15 protein-coding genes, 3 tRNA genes and 1 pseudogene are annotated in these 16,330 nt (G+C 74.8%); 11 read left to right on the forward strand and 8 right to left on the reverse strand.

Annotation, left to right across the window (positions count from 1 at the left end):
• A complete protein-coding gene (locus MF406_RS16865) occupies positions 1–270 on the forward strand; it encodes a hypothetical protein (protein WP_242895764.1) in 270 nt (89 codons plus the stop codon).
• A gap of 161 nt (positions 271–431) precedes the next feature.
• On the opposite strand, the gene MF406_RS16870 is transcribed toward MF406_RS16865, so the two are convergent.
• Complete coding sequence (locus tag MF406_RS16870) at positions 432–701, reverse strand: GlsB/YeaQ/YmgE family stress response membrane protein (protein ID WP_242895765.1); 270 nt, start codon at positions 699–701, stop codon at positions 432–434.
• Between the two features lie 207 nt (positions 702–908).
• Between MF406_RS16870 and ppk2 the strand changes: the two genes are divergently transcribed.
• On the forward strand, positions 909–1,916 hold the full coding sequence (gene ppk2 / locus MF406_RS16875) for a polyphosphate kinase 2 (protein ID WP_242895766.1): 1,008 nt from the start codon (positions 909–911) through the stop codon (positions 1,914–1,916).
• Between the two features lie 94 nt (positions 1,917–2,010).
• Here the strand turns inward: ppk2 and MF406_RS16880 are convergent, their stop codons facing one another.
• The 6 genes from MF406_RS16880 to MF406_RS16905 form a co-directional block, all read right to left on the reverse strand.
• On the reverse strand, positions 2,011–2,889 hold the full coding sequence (locus MF406_RS16880; RefSeq protein ID WP_242895767.1) for a DMT family transporter: 879 nt from the start codon (positions 2,887–2,889) through the stop codon (positions 2,011–2,013).
• On the reverse strand, positions 2,886–3,080 hold the full coding sequence (locus MF406_RS16885; RefSeq protein ID WP_242895768.1) for a hypothetical protein: 195 nt from the start codon (positions 3,078–3,080) through the stop codon (positions 2,886–2,888). Before MF406_RS16885 ends, MF406_RS16880 begins: the two co-directional genes overlap by 4 nt.
• A 142-nt stretch (positions 3,081–3,222) precedes the next feature.
• Positions 3,223–4,077: an endonuclease/exonuclease/phosphatase family protein gene (locus MF406_RS16890; protein ID WP_242895769.1), complete on the reverse strand. Its 855-nt coding sequence runs from the start codon at positions 4,075–4,077 to the stop codon at positions 3,223–3,225.
• Positions 4,074–4,475, reverse strand: coding sequence for a peptide-methionine (R)-S-oxide reductase MsrB (gene msrB / locus MF406_RS16895; protein ID WP_242895770.1), 402 nt, complete (start codon positions 4,473–4,475; stop codon positions 4,074–4,076). Before msrB ends, MF406_RS16890 begins: the two co-directional genes overlap by 4 nt.
• A gap of 135 nt (positions 4,476–4,610) precedes the next feature.
• Positions 4,611–6,671, reverse strand: coding sequence for a mechanosensitive ion channel domain-containing protein (locus MF406_RS16900; protein WP_242895771.1), 2,061 nt, complete (start codon positions 6,669–6,671; stop codon positions 4,611–4,613).
• A gap of 116 nt (positions 6,672–6,787) precedes the next feature.
• Positions 6,788–7,297: a GNAT family N-acetyltransferase gene (locus MF406_RS16905; protein WP_242895772.1), complete on the reverse strand. Its 510-nt coding sequence runs from the start codon at positions 7,295–7,297 to the stop codon at positions 6,788–6,790.
• A gap of 339 nt (positions 7,298–7,636) precedes the next feature.
• Here MF406_RS16905 and MF406_RS16910 point away from each other — a divergent pair, with 339 nt between their 5' ends.
• Both MF406_RS16910 and surE read left to right on the forward strand, forming a co-directional pair.
• A complete protein-coding gene (locus tag MF406_RS16910; protein ID WP_242895773.1) occupies positions 7,637–8,650 on the forward strand; it encodes a 1-phosphofructokinase family hexose kinase in 1,014 nt (337 codons plus the stop codon).
• A gap of 48 nt (positions 8,651–8,698) precedes the next feature.
• On the forward strand, positions 8,699–9,673 hold the full coding sequence (gene surE, locus MF406_RS16915; protein WP_242895774.1) for a 5'/3'-nucleotidase SurE: 975 nt from the start codon (positions 8,699–8,701) through the stop codon (positions 9,671–9,673).
• 124 nt (positions 9,674–9,797) lie between these two features.
• Here the strand turns inward: surE and MF406_RS16920 are convergent, their stop codons facing one another.
• Positions 9,798–10,160, reverse strand: a complete 363-nt coding sequence (locus MF406_RS16920; RefSeq protein ID WP_242897859.1) for a metallopeptidase family protein — start codon at positions 10,158–10,160, stop codon at positions 9,798–9,800.
• Positions 10,161–10,314: 154 nt separating this feature from the next.
• Between MF406_RS16920 and MF406_RS16925 the strand changes: the two genes are divergently transcribed.
• The 7 genes and pseudogenes from MF406_RS16925 to MF406_RS16955 all read left to right on the forward strand — a co-directional run bounded on the left by MF406_RS16925 (position 10,315) and on the right by MF406_RS16955 (position 16,191).
• Positions 10,315–10,387 (forward strand) — tRNA-Glu (locus MF406_RS16925).
• Positions 10,388–10,439: 52 nt separating this feature from the next.
• Positions 10,440–10,513: transfer RNA gene (locus tag MF406_RS16930), tRNA-Asp, on the forward strand.
• Between the two features lie 42 nt (positions 10,514–10,555).
• Positions 10,556–10,628: transfer RNA gene (locus tag MF406_RS16935), tRNA-Phe, on the forward strand.
• A 228-nt stretch (positions 10,629–10,856) separates the two neighbouring features.
• Positions 10,857–11,678 carry a DUF4870 domain-containing protein gene (locus MF406_RS16940; protein WP_242895775.1) on the forward strand — a complete coding sequence of 274 codons (822 nt, stop codon included), beginning with the start codon at positions 10,857–10,859 and terminating at the stop codon, positions 11,676–11,678.
• 136 nt (positions 11,679–11,814) lie between these two features.
• Positions 11,815–12,390: a 5-(carboxyamino)imidazole ribonucleotide mutase gene (purE, locus tag MF406_RS16945; protein ID WP_242895776.1), complete on the forward strand. Its 576-nt coding sequence runs from the start codon at positions 11,815–11,817 to the stop codon at positions 12,388–12,390.
• 127 nt (positions 12,391–12,517) lie between these two features.
• A pseudogene (locus tag MF406_RS16950) lies at positions 12,518–13,396 on the forward strand (ABC transporter ATP-binding protein); the annotation flags it as partial.
• 203 nt (positions 13,397–13,599) lie between these two features.
• Positions 13,600–16,191, forward strand: coding sequence for an ABC transporter permease (locus tag MF406_RS16955; protein ID WP_242897860.1), 2,592 nt, complete (start codon positions 13,600–13,602; stop codon positions 16,189–16,191).
• Positions 16,192–16,330: the final 139 nt, after the last annotated feature.

Below are 16,330 nucleotides of genomic sequence, written 5' to 3' on the forward strand. Positions count from 1 at the left end.
ATGCCTCGATCAGTTGACGAGATCCTCGCGCACGCCGACCAGCTGGCCGAACGGTTCGAGGACTACGAGCCCGTGCCCGACGACGAGGTCAATCGCGACGCCGCCGCAGCTCTGCGCGCGGCCGTACAGGAAAGGTCCGCGGCAGAGCGCCGGATGATCGAGGCGATCCGCACCGCACGCGAGGCAGGCCTGTCCTGGTCCGCGATCGGCGCCCTCGTCGGCACCACCGGAGAGGCGGTCCGACAGAGGTACGGCACGAGGGTGGCCTGACGGGCGACGGGTGTCGCGCGGCGTGGTCGTCACCCTTGCTTCGCGCGACCAATCGCCACGTGACGTGCAATCCAGCGAGCCAGATGCGCCATCAACGTCTGCGCACAGAGGACGGGGCCGGCCGCCAGCAGGCGGCCGACCCCGTCTCGCGGGTTCGAGCGTCAGGCGCGAGTACGTCCCCGGCCACGGACACCGAGGTAGATGCCGATGAAGACGATGGCGACCACGATCGAGATGACCCACCGAATCCAGTCGATTCCTGGGGTGTCCTCGACACCGATGAGGCCGGACAGCCACGACCCGACGAGGGCGCCGAGCGCGCCCAGGATGATCGTCCAGATCATGCCGATGTTCTGCTCGCCCTTCATGAAGAGCCGGGCCAGGGCGCCGATGACTGCTCCGAAGATGATGATGCCGATGATCTCACCCATGCTGATCCTCGCTCTCTCGTTGCCACCGAAGTGGCGGATGTTGCGAACGGGGACGATCCTGGCAGGTCTGGCCGCCCCCCGCACCTCGGACCGTGTCACGTATTGGTCACATCCGCGTCACCTGCCGCCGGAGGGCCGAGCGCGTCACGAGGCCTGACGATCTTCGTCCCGTTCCGCTAACGCAGCGGCATAGCACTATCCTGAGACATGGCCAACACCACGGGTGGTGCCGCGCGGACGGGCACGGCGGGCAGGGACTCCCAGCAGGCCGCACCTTCGGGCCCGGCAGCGTCGACCGCACCGCCCCCGGACCCGGCAGGCCCCAACTCGGCCGGGCCCGACCGGCACCTGCACCCCCCGGACGCGGCACCGTCGGAGGCGGTGGGCTTCCGCACCACCAAGATCCCGGACCAGGTCTACAACGAGGCGCTCTACGGGCTGCAGGTCGAACTCGGCAAGTTGCAGGCATGGGTCAAGGCGACCGGCGCACGCGTCGTCGTCGTCTTCGAAGGACGCGACGCCGCCGGCAAGGGCGGGACGATCAAGCGCATCACCGAATATCTCTCCCCGAGGGTCGTGCAGGTCGCCGCGCTGCCGGCGCCGACGGAGCGGGAGAAGGGGCAGTGGTACTTCCAGCGCTACGTCCAGCACCTGCCGACCGCCGGGCAGGTGGTCTTGTTCGACAGGTCCTGGTACAACCGCGCCGGGGTGGAGACGGTGATGGGATTCTGCACCCCGGAGGAGCACGAGCGGTTCCTGCGGCAGTGCCCCGTCTTCGAGCAGATGCTCGTCGAGGACGGCATCTTTCTGCGCAAGTACTGGTTCTCCGTCTCCGACGAGGTCCAGATGAAGCGCTTCCGCAAGCGGCTGGACGACCCTTTGCGCCAGTGGAAGCTCTCCCCGATCGACCTGGAGTCGATAACCCGCTGGGAGGACTTTTCCCGGGCGAAGGACGAGATGATGGCGCACACGGACACTGCGGTCTCCCCCTGGTACCAGGTGGCCTCGGACTCGAAGAAGCAGGCGCGGCTGAACATGATTCACCACCTGCTCGCGTCGCTGCCGTACGCCGAGGTGCCGCACGAGGACCGGAAGCTTCCCGAGCGCCCGCCGAGCACCGGCTACCAGCGCCCGCCGATCGAGAACTCCACCTACGTCCCGGACTGGGCCGCCTCCCTTGTCGACAGCGACCGGCAGGGGCGGGCTTCCCGGTAACCCACGGCAGGTCCGCCCACGTCGATCCGTCGGCGTCAATCCGCACCGCCCCGCCTCCACATCCGCGCCCCCGGGCCGGCCGCCGTTGCCGGCCCTACCCCCGGGACGCCAGGGCGACGGCGGCCGAGATCAGTGCCAGCCCCAGCACCTCCCCGGCGGTGGGCACCTGCTGCAGCACCACCAGCCCGACCAGCAGCGAGGTGGCCGGCAGCAGCGCGGTGAGCAGCGCGAAGGTGGCCGCGGGCAGCCGGGTCAGCGCCACCTGCTCGATCGCGTACGGCACGAGGGAGGACAGCACGCCCACCCCGATGACGGCCGCCGCCACCCCGGGGGAGGCCAGCGCCGTCGTCGCGGTGCCCGCCGCCACCGGGGAGAGGGCGACGGCGCCGACGGCCGTCCCGACCGCCAGCGAGTCCAGCCCGCTGCGCCCGACGGCGATGCGCCGGCCCAGGAGGATGTACGCGGCCCACGCCACCCCCGCCGCCAGCGCGAACGCCACCCCCGTGCCGGTGCCGGGAGTGGACCAGTCCAGGCCCAGGCCGCCGATGGACACGACCCCGGCCAGGGCCAGGACGACGGCGAGCCGGGCCGCCAGCCCTCGGCCGGCCAGCGCGGCGACGGCGACCGGCCCGAGGAACTCCAGCGACACGGCCGTGCCCAGGGGCAGGTGGTCGAGCGCGACGTAGAACAGCACGTTCATCCCGCCGAGGATGACGCCGAAGAGGGCCGAGGAGCCGAGCGCGCGCCAGGTCCAGCGCCGCCGCCAGGGCCGGCGCCACACCACCAGCAGCACCCCGGAGACGACCAGCCGCCACCAGGCGACCGTCGCCGCCGGCATGACGGCGAAGAGCACGACGGCGACGGCGGCGCCGAGGTACTGCACCACCCCGGAGAGGACGAACAGGGCGGGCGCGGGCAGGCCGCCGCCACGGTCCCGCCGGCGACCTCGCCCCGCCGGGGGCGGGGCGCTCACGCGAGCACCGCCGCGAGCGCGAGGACATGGGCGGGGACTGGCAGGAGGGCGAGGACGACGGCGGCGGGAGCAGCTGCAGGGGCGACGGTGGCAGCGACGGCGGGGACGACGGCGGAGGCGGCGGCCGGCTCGACAACGCTCAAGGCGACGACGGCGGCCGGGTCGGCGAACCCGGCGAGCACCTCGCCCACGCGCCCCTCCCCCGGTCGCCTGCTCCGTCGGTCCTGATCCTCCCACCGCCAGGACGGCCACCTGGGTGTCGCGCCGACGGCCACCTCGGCGGCGCGCCGCCGGGCGTCAGCCGACGGCTCCGGCGATCAGGGCAGCCGGTGATCAGGGCAGGACGATGTCGGCGGCGAGTCCCGCGTGGTCGGAGACGCTGAAGTGGTGGGCGCGACCGCCGTCGGCCGCGCGGACCCCGCTCCCGAGGAGGTGGTCGATCTGCCGGCGCGGCCGGGCGTTGGTGAACGTCAGCGCCTGCGCCAGCGGGGTCAGCGCCGTCGCGGCGGCGACGTCGGCCGGCTGGAGGTTGAGGTCGCCGCCGAGCACCGCGGGGCCGGGCAGGGTGGCGACCGCGTCGGTGCACCTGCGCAGCTGGCTCCGGGCGGTGGCCGGGTCCACCGAGAAATGGGTCACGGCCACGGTGACCGGGCCGGCGGCCGTCTGCAGCACGGCCGCCAGGCAGGCCCGGCCCTCGTGGGAGGCCGCGGCCCAGCCCCCCATCCACCGGCCCGGCCGGCCACCGGGCCGCACCTGCAGCCTCGCCCCGCCCAGGGGCAGCAGGTGCCAGGAGGCGACCGGCACCCGGCTCAGCAGGGCCACCCCGTAGGCCGGCGCGCCGCCCGCGAGCCACCCGGCCCCTCGCCGTCGGGCGGGAGCCGGGCGCAGCCAGGCGCCGGGCCAGCGCCGAGGCGGCACCCGCAGCCCGCCGACCCAGCCGGCGAACGCCGGTGCGAAGCGCCAGAAGGGCAGGCCGAGGTCGGCCGCGAGCACGGCCGCCTGGTCCACGCCGCCGGACCGCCGCTGGCGGCGGTCGACCTCCTGCAGCAGGACCACGTCCGGGTCCAGCGGGGCGATCTCGGCGGCCAGGTCGTGCAGGACCCCGGCGCTGGCGGGTTCGCCGGCGCGCGGGGAGCCGACCGCGGGCTTGCCGTGCTGGAGGTTGAGGGTGAGCAGCCGCAGCCTCACGCCTGGGGCTGCTCCTCGAAGGTCAGGGACACCGAGTTCATGCAGTACCGGTCGCCGGTCGGGGTCTGCGGGGCGTCGTCGAAGACGTGGCCCAGGTGGGAGCCGCAGCGGGCGCAGCGGACCTCGGTGCGGACCATCCCGTGGGAGCGGTCCTCCCGGAGCTCCACGGCGTCGGAGTCCTCCGGCGCGTAGAAACTCGGCCAGCCGCAGTGGGCGTCGAACTTGGTAGTGGACCGGAACAGCTCGTTGCCGCACGCCCGGCAGCGGTAGATGCCCTCCCGGTTCTCGTTCAGCAGCGCCCCGGTGCCGGGCCGCTCGGTGCCGGCCTGGCGCAGGACGTGGTACTCCTCCGGGCTCAGCTCGGCCCGCCACTGGTCCTCGGTCTTGGTGATCTCCATGTATCCATGGTGCGCCGCCCACGGCGCGGAGTCACGCCGGACCAGCGTGAGGTGCTGCGGTGCTGGGGTCGGCACCCGGTGGTGGTCGTGCGGGGGGCGGCTGGCTCGCTGACCGTCAGGGTGCGTCGTCGTCCGTCAGGGGGCGTCGTCGTCGGCATGGCCGACGTCGTCGACCTTGTCCGGGCTGGCGTCCTTCCCGAACAGCTCGCGGGTCTGGTCGTCGCCGGCAGGTGGTGCTGGGCGCGCATTGTCCGTGCGGGTCCGGCGCCGGTCGCCCGCGGGACCGTCGGCGACGAGGGTGTCGTCGGACGCACCCCCCATGCCGGCACGGTGGGCGGTGTCGACGGGGTGACGTGGATCGGGCGTCTCGGTGGGATGGCCCGCGTCCGCTGCGTCGGCGGGGACCGGGGAGTTGCCCGCGGTGGCGCCGTGCGGCGCCCCGGCGGGCGAGGCGGCAGCCGTGCCCTCCACCCGCCGTCGCTCGACCGTCTCCTCTCGTTCCTCCTGGTCCCGCGGCCCCGGACCGGTGAACGCCCGGGCCCGCTCCTCCGCCTCCCGGGAGCCGGTGAAGACGCTCGCCTCGTGCCCCGCGCTCGTGGTCCGCGCCGTCGTCTCCGCCGGGGTCGCCGGCGGCGCCTGACCGACTCGGCCGCGGAGGGAGGTGCGCCGCGGCTGGGCGGCAGCGCTGCGCGGGCGCGTCGGGTCGCGGTCCGGGGGCGGCGCGGTGTCCCGGCCTGCCCCCGCGCCACCGCTCCCGGCCGCCGTGCCGCCGGCCCCGCCCACCGTGCTCCCGGTCGTCGCGTGGTCCTCCCTGTCGTCCAGGCCGAGCTCGGACATGTCCAGCACCGTCGTCGCCTCGGTCGATGGCTGCGGCCGCCGCTCGGCAGCACCGGGCCGACCGAGCCGGCTGCCGCCCTCCTTGGAGCGGCGCCGGTCGGCCCGGGCCGCGCGCCGCCGCGCACGCCGGGCCGCGGCCATCCGCTCGCGCCGGGCGTCGGGGTCCTCGGGCCGCTGCGCCACCTCCAGGGTGTCCGGCGGCTCCGGGGCGCCGTCGAGCGCAGTCAGCTCCTTGAGCTCCTGGGCGATCTCGCCGTGCAGCAGCTCCTCGGCGTCGTGCCGGACCGTGACGACGTCCTGCTCCTCGATCCGGCGCCGGGGCAGGGCGTACGGCGCGTGCGTTTGCACCCAGTCGACCAGGTGCTCGCGGACGTAGTTGCGCAGGTCCGACAGCGTGGGCGCGTCCTTCGCCGAGACCAGGGCGCGGACCCGCACCAGCCCGCTCACGGCGTCGTTGACCTGCAGGATCCCCAGCCGGTGGTCCCACATGTCGGTCGCCGCCAGGATCCGCTCGAGCTCGATCCGCATGGCCGGGACCGGCACCCGCCAGTCCAGGTCCAGGTCCACCGTCCCGAGCAGGGCCGGGGCCTGCCGGGTCCAGTTCTCGAACGGGGTGGTGGTGAAGAACGTCGAGGGCATGATCATCCGGCGGTCGTCCCACAGCCGGACGACGACGTAGGTCAGGGTGATCTCCTCGACGTGCCCGAACTGCCCCTCGACGATGACGACGTCGTCCACCCGGAGCGCGTCGGTGAAGGCCAGCTGCAGCCCGGCGAAGAGGTTGCCCAGGGTGGTCTGCGCCGCGAGGCCGGCGACGACGGAGACGATGCCGGCAGAGGCCAGCAGGCTCGCGCCGGCCGCCCGCGCACCGGGGAAGGTGAGCAGGGCGCCGGCAACGCCGAGGATGACGACGACGGCGACCCCGAACCGGCGGAGCACCTGGGCCTGGGTCTGCACCCGGCGGCCGCGGTCGCTCTGCTCCGTCCCGGTCGAGCGCATGTGCGCGAGGGTGGCGTCCTCCAGCACCCGGACCATCTGGGCGAGGAACCAGGTCGCCCCGGCGATGAGCAGGATGAGCAGGATGTGCTGGGCCGCCGCCCGCCAGGGCGCCTCCCGCAGACCCGCGGCGAGCGGGGTGGCCAGCACCAGCGCCGCCCAGGCCCCGAGGACGACGAGGATGGCCTGGATGGGCCGGCGCCCGCGCCGGACGATGATCCCGGCCACCGGCCGCCGACGGGCCACGACGCGGAGGACGCCGGTGACGAGGTAGGAGGCGACCAGCCCGACGAAGACGCCGCCGGCCACCCACAGGGTGACCTCGAGCGCGTCCACCGGGTCCTGGATCGGGTCGATCGTCATGGGGCAAGGCTAGGCAGTGCGGCTGGGCGCCGGCCGAGTGTGCTGTCCCGGCAGCCACCCGCGCTGACCGACCCGCGCGGCCACCGGCACGCGGCGCGCCGCGGAGGATCAGCTGCTCACAGGTCCTTGCCCAGGAACACCTGGACGTAGGGGTTGTCCTCGAACGGTTCGGTGGGGGTGTAGCCCGCCGAGCGGTACAGCGCGAGCGCCTCGACGAGGGCCTCGTTGGCGCTGAGCACCAGGCGCGTGCCGCCGAGGGCGCGGGCGCGGTTCTCCAGCGCACGGAGCAGGAACCGGCCCAGCCCGCGGCCGCGCGCGTCGGGCACCAGCCACATCCGCCGCAGCTCGATGTCGCCGCTGGGCAACTTGCGGACCCCGCCGCAGCCGAGCAGCTTGCCGGTGCCGAGCTCGGTCAGCAGCAGGAAGTCCCCGTGCGGGGGCGTGACGTCCTCGGGGTCGGCCGCCTCGACCAGCGCGGGGTCGAACCCGCCGGCGAAGCGTTCGTCGAGCTCGGCGAAGTACTGGGCGAGGGCCTTGGTGGCGCGCTCGCTCGCGGCCTGACCTTCGATGATCCGGACCGGCGGGGCGGTGGTGGGGCCCGGCTGGCCTGGTGCGGGACTCGTCATCCGCCCATGGTGCCGCTCCCGGACCCGCCCGGCTAGGGACTTCTTTCGGCAGAGCTGTCACGGGCATCAGCAGGTACCGGAACGGGTCGTCGTCGCCGCCGTCCTGCTCGGCCCGGCCGGACGACCACAGCGCCCTCGCCTGCGCGCCCGCGGCGGCCCGTCACCGCTCCGCCACGTGCAGGTTCGCTGTCACGAGAGACGGGAGGAGTGTGGTCGTGCACGTCCACCCGTCTCGGGCCGAGGGTCCACCGGCCATCGACGCCAGCCCGGCCGCCGTCGGCTGCATGGGCCAGCCGGACCGGGCTCGCACCGCCTACCCGCCGGGCCTACGCTCCCGCCATGACGAGCAGCTCCCCTGCTGAGGTGGTCCGCGAGGGGCGCCGGACCCTTCGGGAGGAGTCCGACGCGCCGCCCCGGCCGCGGATCTGCGTGCTGGCCCCGACGCCGCTGCTCGTCGCCGAGATCGCCGACAGCCAGGGCCTGCCGGGCCGCTCCCCCGAGCAGGCCGAGCTGCACATGCACCCGGGCGGGCAGGGGCTGTGGGTGGCCCGGATGGCGCTGAGCCTGGGGGCAGATGTCACGGTGTGCGGGCCGTTCGGCGGGGAGATCGGCCCGCTCATCGCCCAGATGCTCCAGGCCGACAAGCTCGCCGTCCACGGGGTGAGCTACAACGGCGGCAACGGCGCCTACGTCTACGACGTCCGCGGGGACGACCGCCGCACCGTCGCGCACATGCCGCCCTTCGCGCTGAACCGGCACGAGCTCGACGACCTCTACGGCACCGTCCTGGTGGACGCCCTGGACGCCGACGTCCTGGTCGTCACCGGCGGCGAGCCGGCCGACGTCGTGCCCGCGAGCTTCCTCGGGCGGGTCGTGCGGGACCTGGTCTCCGCCGACTGCACAGTCGTCGCCGACCTGTCCAGCGAGGCCGCCCTGGCCGCCGCCAAGGCCGGCCCGACCGTGCTGAAGATGAGCCACGAGGAGCTCGCCGACGTCGGCCTGGCCGACGGCGAGGACCTGGCCTCGTTGCAGGAGGCCGCAACCCGCCTCGTCGGCGACGGGGTCGGGGCGATGGTGGTGTCCCGGGCCGAGCACCCCGCGCTCCTCGTCCAGCCCGACGGCGCCCACCTCGCCGAGGGCCCCGTCATCAAGCCGCTGGACCACCGCGGCGCCGGGGACTCCATGACCGCCGGGCTCGCCGTCGGGCTGGGCCGGGGGCTGTCCATCAGCGACGCGCTCCGGCTCGGCGCGGCGGCCGGTGCGCTCAACGTCACCCGGCGCGGGCTGGGCACCGGCCGGCGGGACCAGATCGAGCGCTTCGCCCGGCGCATCACCATCACCGACCTGCCCTGACACCCCTGTCCTGACACTCCGTCCGACCCGAAGAGGAGCTGGTTCCCGGTGCGGGTTCTCGTCACCAACGACGATGGCATCGCCTCCCCCGGCCTGACCGTGCTCGCCCGGTCTGCCCTCGACGCGGGGCACGAGGTGGTCGTGGCCGCCCCGCACCGGCAGTACTCCGGTGCCTCGGCGGCACTGACCGGGCAGGAGGCGGACGGCCAGCTGATCCTCGTCGACGAGCGGCCGCCCGGGCTGCCCGACGAGGTGGAGTCCATCGCGGTCAAGGCCGCGCCGGCGCTCATCACGTTCGTGGCGGCCTTCGGCGCGTTCGGGCCCAAGCCCGACGTCGTCATGAGCGGCATCAACCTGGGCGCGAACACCGGCCGGGCCACGCTGCACTCGGGGACGGTCGGGGCGGCGCTGTCGGCCGCCGCCCACGGGATCCGCGCGATGGCCGTCTCGATCGCCTCGGGCAAGCCGCAGCACTGGGACACCGCCGGACAGGTGACCGACCGGGCCCTGGAGTGGCTGACGGCCCGGCCGGTGGACGAGCGCATCCTCAACATCAACGTGCCCGACGTCGCCCCGGACCGGCTGCGCGGTCTGCGCTCGGCCACGCTGGCCAGCTTCGGTGCGGTGCAGGCCCGGGTGCGGGAGAAGGGCAGCGGGCACGTCCAGCTCACCTACTCCAGCGTCGAGGCCGAGGACGAGCCCGGCAGCGACCACTACCTGCTGGCTCGCGGGTGGGCGACCGCGACGATGCTGCGCGCCCCGGTGGACGACGCGGACGGGATACAGCTCCCGACCTTCGACGGCGCCGCCGGCGCGGGCGCGGGCGCGGCGGAGCCGATGGTGGAGGTCAGCTCGGGCACGGTCATGTCCACGGGCGCGAGCGAGGACTCCCCGGAAGCCGGGCGCGTCACCGCTGAGGGGACCGGCCGGCCCGGTCCGACCGGCGTGGAGGAGACCGCTGCCGCGGAGGCCGACGTGGGTGCCGACGACGGCACCGACGCCGACGCCGACGCTCCCGTCTGAGCCGGGCGCCGGGGCGACGTTCCGGTCTCGGCAGCATCACCGCGTCCGGCGCTCCGGCCCCTCGGCAGGGCCACCTGTCAGTCGGACGGAGAGTCCGAACGAGAGGGCAGGTCCGGCCGGAGCCTCAGGCCCAGCCGAGCGCGTGGAGGCGGGCGTCGTCGATCCCGAAGTGGTGAGCGACCTCGTGGACGACGGTGATCGCGACCTCCTCCACGACCTCGTCCTCGCTCTCGCACATCCGCAGCGTCGGGCCTCGGAAGATGGTGATCCGGTCCGGCAGCGAGCCGGCGGCCCACCACGCATCCCGCTCGGTGAGGGGCGTGCCCTCGTAGATCCCGAGGAGGTCCTCCTCCTCGCTGCCCGCGAGCTGGTCGGCGGTGGGCTCCTCCTCGACGAGCACGACGACGTTGTCCATCCGCGCCGCGAGCTCGGCCGGGATGAGATCCAGGGCTTCGGAGACGGCCTCCTCGAAGGCCTCCCGCGTCATGTCGACCACCACCCCATCCTGCCCCAGCGGTTGGGTAGAGCACTGGCCGGCGCGTGAGGAGCGGCACAACCGCGGACTTTTGCGGCACAGGCTCCCCGCACCGTATGCTGTCCGAGGTCTTGGGGCGCTCCGGCGTCACGGGCGTCCAGCACGGGCCCCCATCGTCTAGCGGCCTAGGACCCCGCCCTTTCACGGCGGTAGCACGGGTTCGAATCCCGTTGGGGGTACGCACCAACAGCAGGACAAGTTCAGCAGTACCAGGCACCATGCCTCTCACGAGGCCCCGTAGCGCAGCTGGTTAGCGCGCCGCCCTGTCACGGCGGAGGTCGCGGGTTCAAGTCCCGTCGGGGTCGCTGGTACGAATGCCCGGTCTGGTGACCGGGCCTTCGTGTCAAGGCTCTGTAGCTCAGTTGGTAGAGCGTTCGACTGAAAATCGAAAGGTCACCGGATCGACGCCGGTCGGAGCCACCGCAAGCCCCGCACCTCACAGGTGCGGGGCTTCCTGCTCTTCAGCAACTGCCACCGGCCGCGGGGCGGGCCTAACGTGAGTCGCCGTCGCGGACCGCTCGCCCCGCCACCCGAACCGGCACATCGGGCCGGCGGACGCCTGATATCGATGCTCGGTACGCTTGGGGTCCGACTGCGGGCTGCTGGTATCCAGCTGCGCCCGCCCGGCCAACCGAAGTGGTGACACTGATGAGCGGCACCCCCTCCGACGATCAGCAGCGTCAGGACCGTGACGACGCCGGCGAGCAGCACGGCGCCGCGTCGGCCGAGCAGAAGGAGGGCCAGGCGGGCGCCACGGCGGGCGGTGAGCACTCGGGATACGGCACCGCCGGTTCTGAGCAGCCGACGCACGGCCACGAGGGCATCCCACCGTACGGGCAGCCGCAGGCCGGCTACGGACCCGGCCAATACGGCCAGGCAGGCGAGAGCCCGTACGGCCAGGCCGGCTACGGTCGGCCCTACGACCAGGGGCAGCCCGGCTACAACCAGCCGCCGGCGGGCGGCAACTATGGCCAGCAGTACGCCGAGGGCCAGTACGGCCAAGGTCAGTACGGCCACGGTCAGTACGGCCAGTCCCAGCAGGGACAGTACGGTCAGCGGGCGTACGGGCAACCCCCTTACGGCGCCCAGGGCCCGTACGGCCAGCAGTACGGCCACGGCTACCAGCCGGGCGATCGCCCCGTCATGAACGAAGCCGACCAGCGCCTGTGGGCCACCCTGACCCACCTGAGCAGCCTGCCGTTCCCGCTCTTCGGCCCGCTCGTCGCCTACCTGGTCCTGAAGGACCGCGGCGCCTTCGTCGAGGATCAGGCCAAGGAGGCGCTGAACTTCAACATCACCATCGCGATCCTGGGGGTGGTCTTCACGATCGTCACGATCGTCACTTTCGGAATCGGCGGGTTGCTGTTCCTCTACTTCTTCGCCGCCGTCGTGTTCGTGATCCTCGCCGTCGTGGCCGCCAATCGCGGCCAGCGTTACCGCTACCCGCTCACGATCCGTCTGGTGAAGTGAGCCCGTGCGCCGACAGACGTCCGCCCCGCCGGAGTGCGGGGCGGTGACGGCTGTGGCCTAGATCGTCGGCCACGTCACGCCGGGCGTTTGCCGGCGGCGCCCCGCGCAACGGACGCCCGTCGTCGGCGGTGCCAGGATGGGCCGGGAGTGCCGGGACGGGCCCGGCCGGGAGCGGGAGGCAGTGGTGGGCGCCGTCGTCGGGATCGTGATGGGCTCGGACTCGGACTGGCCGGTGATGCGGGACGCCGCCGAGGCCCTCGCGGACCTCGACGTCGAGACTGAGGTGGACGTCGTCTCCGCCCACCGCATGCCGGCCGAGATGCTCGACTACGGCGCCACCGCCGCCGACCGGGGGCTGCGGGTGCTGATCGCCGGGGCGGGCGGGGCGGCGCACCTGCCCGGCATGCTCGCCGCGGTCACCCCGCTGCCGGTCATCGGGGTGCCGGTGCCGCTGCAGCACCTGGACGGGCTGGACTCCCTGCTCTCCATCGTGCAGATGCCGGCCGGGGTGCCGGTGGCCACGGTCTCCATCGGCGGGGCCCGCAACGCCGGGCTGCTCGCCGCCCGGATCCTCGGCGCCGGGGAGGGCGCGGACGCCGCCCGCCTGCGCGCCGCGATGGTCACCTACCAGGACGGGCTGCGCCAGGCCGCGCGGGAGAAGGGCGCCCGGCTCCGCGCCCAGCGCGGCACCCGGCTCGGCTTCGGCACCTGACCGGCGAGGTTTCGGCACCTGACCCACGGGGCTTCGGCACCCGGCCCCCCGGGTAGCGCTCCTCGGCCAGAGGGCCTCACCCGCCCGGGGTCGGGCACTACGCGCGGTCCTGACTGACAATCGACCCATGGGCCGACACAGCGCCGAGCACACCGCCCCTGACGCCCGCCCGGCGTCCCCGGACGCCCGGCCGGCGTCGTCCACTGCGGAGGCCGGCGGCACCACCGCGCTCTCCCCCGCCCCCGCTCCGCGGCCCGCACCCGTGCCCGCCGACGGCGCCCGGCCCGGGCCCATCGCCAGCGTCCGCGGCCTGACCAAGGTCTACGGCGCCGGGGACACCCTGGTCACCGCCCTGGACGGGGTGGACCTGGACCTGGCGCGGGGGGAGCTGACCGCGGTCATGGGCCCGTCGGGCTCGGGCAAGTCCACCCTCATGCACTGCATGGCCGGCCTGGACTCCCCCACCGCCGGCAGCATCGTGGTGGACGGCGTCGAGATCTCCGGGATGCACCAGCGCCAGCTGACCCGGCTGCGCCGCCGCATCGGGTTCGTCTTCCAGGCGTACAACCTGGTCCCCACCCTGACGGCCGCCGAGAACATCACCCTGCCGCTGGAGATCGCCCGCCGTCCGGTGGACCGCGACCGGTTCGACCTCATCGTCCGCACGCTGGACCTGACCGACCGGCTGGGCCACCGGCCGAGCGAGCTCTCCGGCGGGCAGCAGCAGCGGGTGGCGTGCGCGCGGGCGCTGATCGCCGCCCCGGCCGTCGTCTTCGCCGACGAGCCCACCGGCAACCTCGACTCCGCCGCCGCCGCGGAGGTCCTGGGGTTCCTGCGGACCTCGGTGGACTCCCTCGGCCAGTCGGTGGTCATGGTGACGCACGAGCCGACCGCCGCCGCCTACGCCCACCGGGTGGTCTTCCTCGGCGACGGGCGCCTGGAGGGCGAGCTCCGCGACCCCGACGCCGCCGCCATCCTCGACGCCCTCGGGGCCCTTGGCGCGGCGCGGGCCGAGCGGACGACGGCGGGCGGGACCGGCGTCGACGGCGGCCGCCCGACGGCGGGTGGCGGCGGCGCCCACGCACCGGCCACGCCCGATGGTGGTCGCCCGACGGCGGGTGGGGCCACTGTCGACGGCGTCAGCACGGCCGCCGGGGCCGGCGCCGACGGCGGCCGCCGCGCTCGGCCCCCCAGTCTGGGCGGCGCGTGATGCTGCGCCTCGCCCTCCGCGAGATCCGCGCCCACGTCGTCCGTTTCCTGCTGAGCGTCCTGGCGGTCACCCTCGCCGTCGCCTTCGTCACCGGCACCTTCTCCCTCCGCGCGATGCTGGCGGACACCTTCGGCTCGATCGTCGCCTCCACCACCCAGGGCGACCTCTACGTCCGCGGCCCGACCACCGGTGACGGCGACGGCGGCCCCGGCGGGCCGGGCGGCCCGGAGAACAACGCCAGCGGCGGCGCCCGGGACGCCCTCGGCGAGCCCCGGGAACCGGTGCCGCTGGACCTGGTGCCCGCCGCGGCCGCCGTCGACGGCGTGGCCCAGGCGGTGCCGGACCTGCTCGGCACGGTCGTGCTCGTCGGCGCCGACGGCCAGGCGGTCGTCAACGGCCAGGCACCCTCGCTCGGGTCGGTGCTGCGCGAGGACGACCCCTCCGGCACCCTCCTGGCGGGCCGGGCGCCGGCCGGGCCGGACGAGGTCGCCCTGGAGACCACCGCGCTGGAGGCCTCCGGGCTCGCGGTCGGGGACACCACCAAGGTCATCGTCGGCACTGGCCCGGTCCGCGACGTCACCGTCGTCGGCGAGGTGACCTACGGCAACCCCATGGTCGGCACCACTCTCGTCCTGGTCGACCCCGCCACCGGCGAGGCCGCCTTCGCCCCGGCCGGCCAGGTGCCCTCGATAGCCGTCTTCCTCGACGACGGCGCCGACCCGGCAGCGGTCCGGGCGGACCTGGCGGCCGCCGTCGCCGACCGGCCCGACGTCGAGGTAGCCACCGGCGCGGACGTGCGCGCTGAGGCGAACGAGGCGATCAACCAGCTCCTCGGCTTCCTCGGCACGTTCCTGCTGGTCTTCGCGCTCATCTCCCTCTTCGTGGCCGGGTTCCTGATCACCAACACCTTCGCGATGTCGGTGCGCCAGCGGCAGCGGGAGTTCGCCCTGCTCCGCGCCGTCGGCGCCGGCCCCGGGCAGGTGCTGGCCTCGGTGGTCGGGCAGGCCGCCGTCGTCGGGGCGCTGGGCTCGGCGGTGGGCATCGTCGGCGGGATCGGGCTGATCGCGCTGATCCGCTGGTGGCTCGCCCGGCTGGGCATGGACCTCGGCGGCGACGTCGTTATCTCCGCCGGCCAGGCCGCCGTCGTGGTGGCCCTGGGGACCGGCAGCGCCGCCCTCGCCGCCGCCCTGCCCGCCCGGCGGGCCGCGACCACCCCGCCGGTGGAGGCCATGCGCGACGACGTGGTCGTCGTCGAGCGCTCGCTCCGGCTGCGGGCCGGCGTCGGCGCCGTCCTGCTGGTCGGGGGCGTGGCCGCCGTCGTCCAGGCGGTCCAGCCGGACGCCGAGCACGCCGGGCGGTGGCTGGGGGTGGGCGCGGCCGGGGTCCTGCTCGGGGTCCTGGCCGTCTCCCCCGTGCTGGCCCGCGGGGTGGTGGGCGCGCTGGCCTGGCCGCTCGTCCAGGCGGTGCGGCCGGTGGGCCGGCTGGCCCGGGGGAACGTGCTGCGCAACCCGCGCCGGACCGCCAACACCGCCGGGGCGCTGATGATCGGCATGGCCCTGGTCGGCGCCTGCGCGGTGCTGGCCGACTCGGCCCGCGCCTCCACCTCCGCCATCGTCGCCACCGAGTCCCGGGCCGACTTCTGGGTCCAGTCCGCCACCTTCACCGTCCCCGAGGCCGCCGCGGACGCCGTCGCCGGCCTGCCCCAGGTGGGCCGGGCCGACGTCGTCACCGCCGGCGTGGCCGCCGTCGACGGGCCGGGCGGCGCCCGGGAGAACCGCCGCGTCCTGGGCCTGCCCCCCGACGCCTTCGGCGCCACCATCGCGGTGAAGGTGGTCGCCGGGGACCTGGACCGGCTGGCCGACGGCGAGGTGGCGGTGAGCCGCACCACCGCCACCGCCGAGGGCTGGTCGGTCGGGGACGAGTTGACCGTCCCCGGCCCGGACGGCCCCCAGCCGGTCCGGGTCGCGGCGGTCATCGACTCCCGGCTCCTCGACGCGCCGGTAGTCGCCGACGCCGACCGGTTCGCGTCCATGGTCGCGGCGCCCACCGTGCTGGCCGTCCTGGTCGACGGCACCGACGGCACCGACCCGGCGGACCTGCGGGCAGCGCTGCAGGAGGTCACCGCTCCCTACGTTGTCCTCACGGTGCAGGACGCCGCGGACCTGACCAGCTCCCTGGCCGAGCAGGTGGACCAGGCGATGGTCATCCTCTACGCCCTGCTCGGCCTGAGCGTGGTCATCGCGGTGCTCGGGATCGTCAACACCCTCGCCCTGGCGGTGATCGAGCGGACCCGGGAGATCGGGCTGATGCGCGCCGTGGGCCTGGGCCGGCTGCAGCTGGCCGCCACGATCACCACCGAGGCGGTGCTCACGGCGGTGTTCGGCACGCTGCTCGGCGTCGCCGTCGGGGTGAGCCTCGCGGCGGCGCTGCCCAGCGTCTTCGCCGAGCAGGGCCTCACCGAGCTGGCGGTCCCGTGGGACCTGCTCGCCACCATGGTCGCCGTGTCCGGTGGCGTCGGCGTCCTCGCCTCCCTCGGCCCGGCCGCGCGGGCCGCCGCCCTCCCGGTCCTGCAGGCGGTCGCGGACGAGTAGGCACCGGCGAGCCGACGGCGAGCACCCGCGAGCCGACGGCGAGCACCGGCGAACCGGCGAGCAGGCACCGGCGAGCCGCCGCCCGCCCGGGGCGGAAACGTGGAAGCCTGGCCCTGCTGACGTGCACGTCGAGGGCTAG

Origin of the sequence: Georgenia sp. TF02-10 (assembly GCF_022759505.1) — a bacterium.
Taxonomy (GTDB): domain Bacteria; phylum Actinomycetota; class Actinomycetes; order Actinomycetales; family Actinomycetaceae; genus TF02-10.

What these genes read in the sequence shown, in the direction of transcription:
- MF406_RS16865 (WP_242895764.1), top strand. Translation starts at nt 1, where the DNA reads ATGCCTCGATCAGTTGACGAGATCCTCGCGCACGCCGACCAGCTGGCC.
- MF406_RS16870 (WP_242895765.1), bottom strand. Translation starts at nt 701, where the DNA reads ATGGGTGAGATCATCGGCATCATCATCTTCGGAGCAGTCATCGGCGCC.
- ppk2 (WP_242895766.1), top strand. Translation starts at nt 909, where the DNA reads ATGGCCAACACCACGGGTGGTGCCGCGCGGACGGGCACGGCGGGCAGG.
- msrB (WP_242895770.1), bottom strand. Translation starts at nt 4,475, where the DNA reads ATGGAGATCACCAAGACCGAGGACCAGTGGCGGGCCGAGCTGAGCCCG.
- MF406_RS16900 (WP_242895771.1), bottom strand. Translation starts at nt 6,671, where the DNA reads ATGACGATCGACCCGATCCAGGACCCGGTGGACGCGCTCGAGGTCACC.
- MF406_RS16905 (WP_242895772.1), bottom strand. Translation starts at nt 7,297, where the DNA reads ATGACGAGTCCCGCACCAGGCCAGCCGGGCCCCACCACCGCCCCGCCG.
- MF406_RS16910 (WP_242895773.1), top strand. Translation starts at nt 7,637, where the DNA reads ATGACGAGCAGCTCCCCTGCTGAGGTGGTCCGCGAGGGGCGCCGGACC.
- MF406_RS16920 (WP_242897859.1), bottom strand. Translation starts at nt 10,160, where the DNA reads ATGACGCGGGAGGCCTTCGAGGAGGCCGTCTCCGAAGCCCTGGATCTC.
- MF406_RS16940 (WP_242895775.1), top strand. Translation starts at nt 10,857, where the DNA reads ATGAGCGGCACCCCCTCCGACGATCAGCAGCGTCAGGACCGTGACGAC.
- purE (WP_242895776.1), top strand. Translation starts at nt 11,815, where the DNA reads ATGGGCCGGGAGTGCCGGGACGGGCCCGGCCGGGAGCGGGAGGCAGTG.
- MF406_RS16955 (WP_242897860.1), top strand. Translation starts at nt 13,600, where the DNA reads ATGCTGCGCCTCGCCCTCCGCGAGATCCGCGCCCACGTCGTCCGTTTC.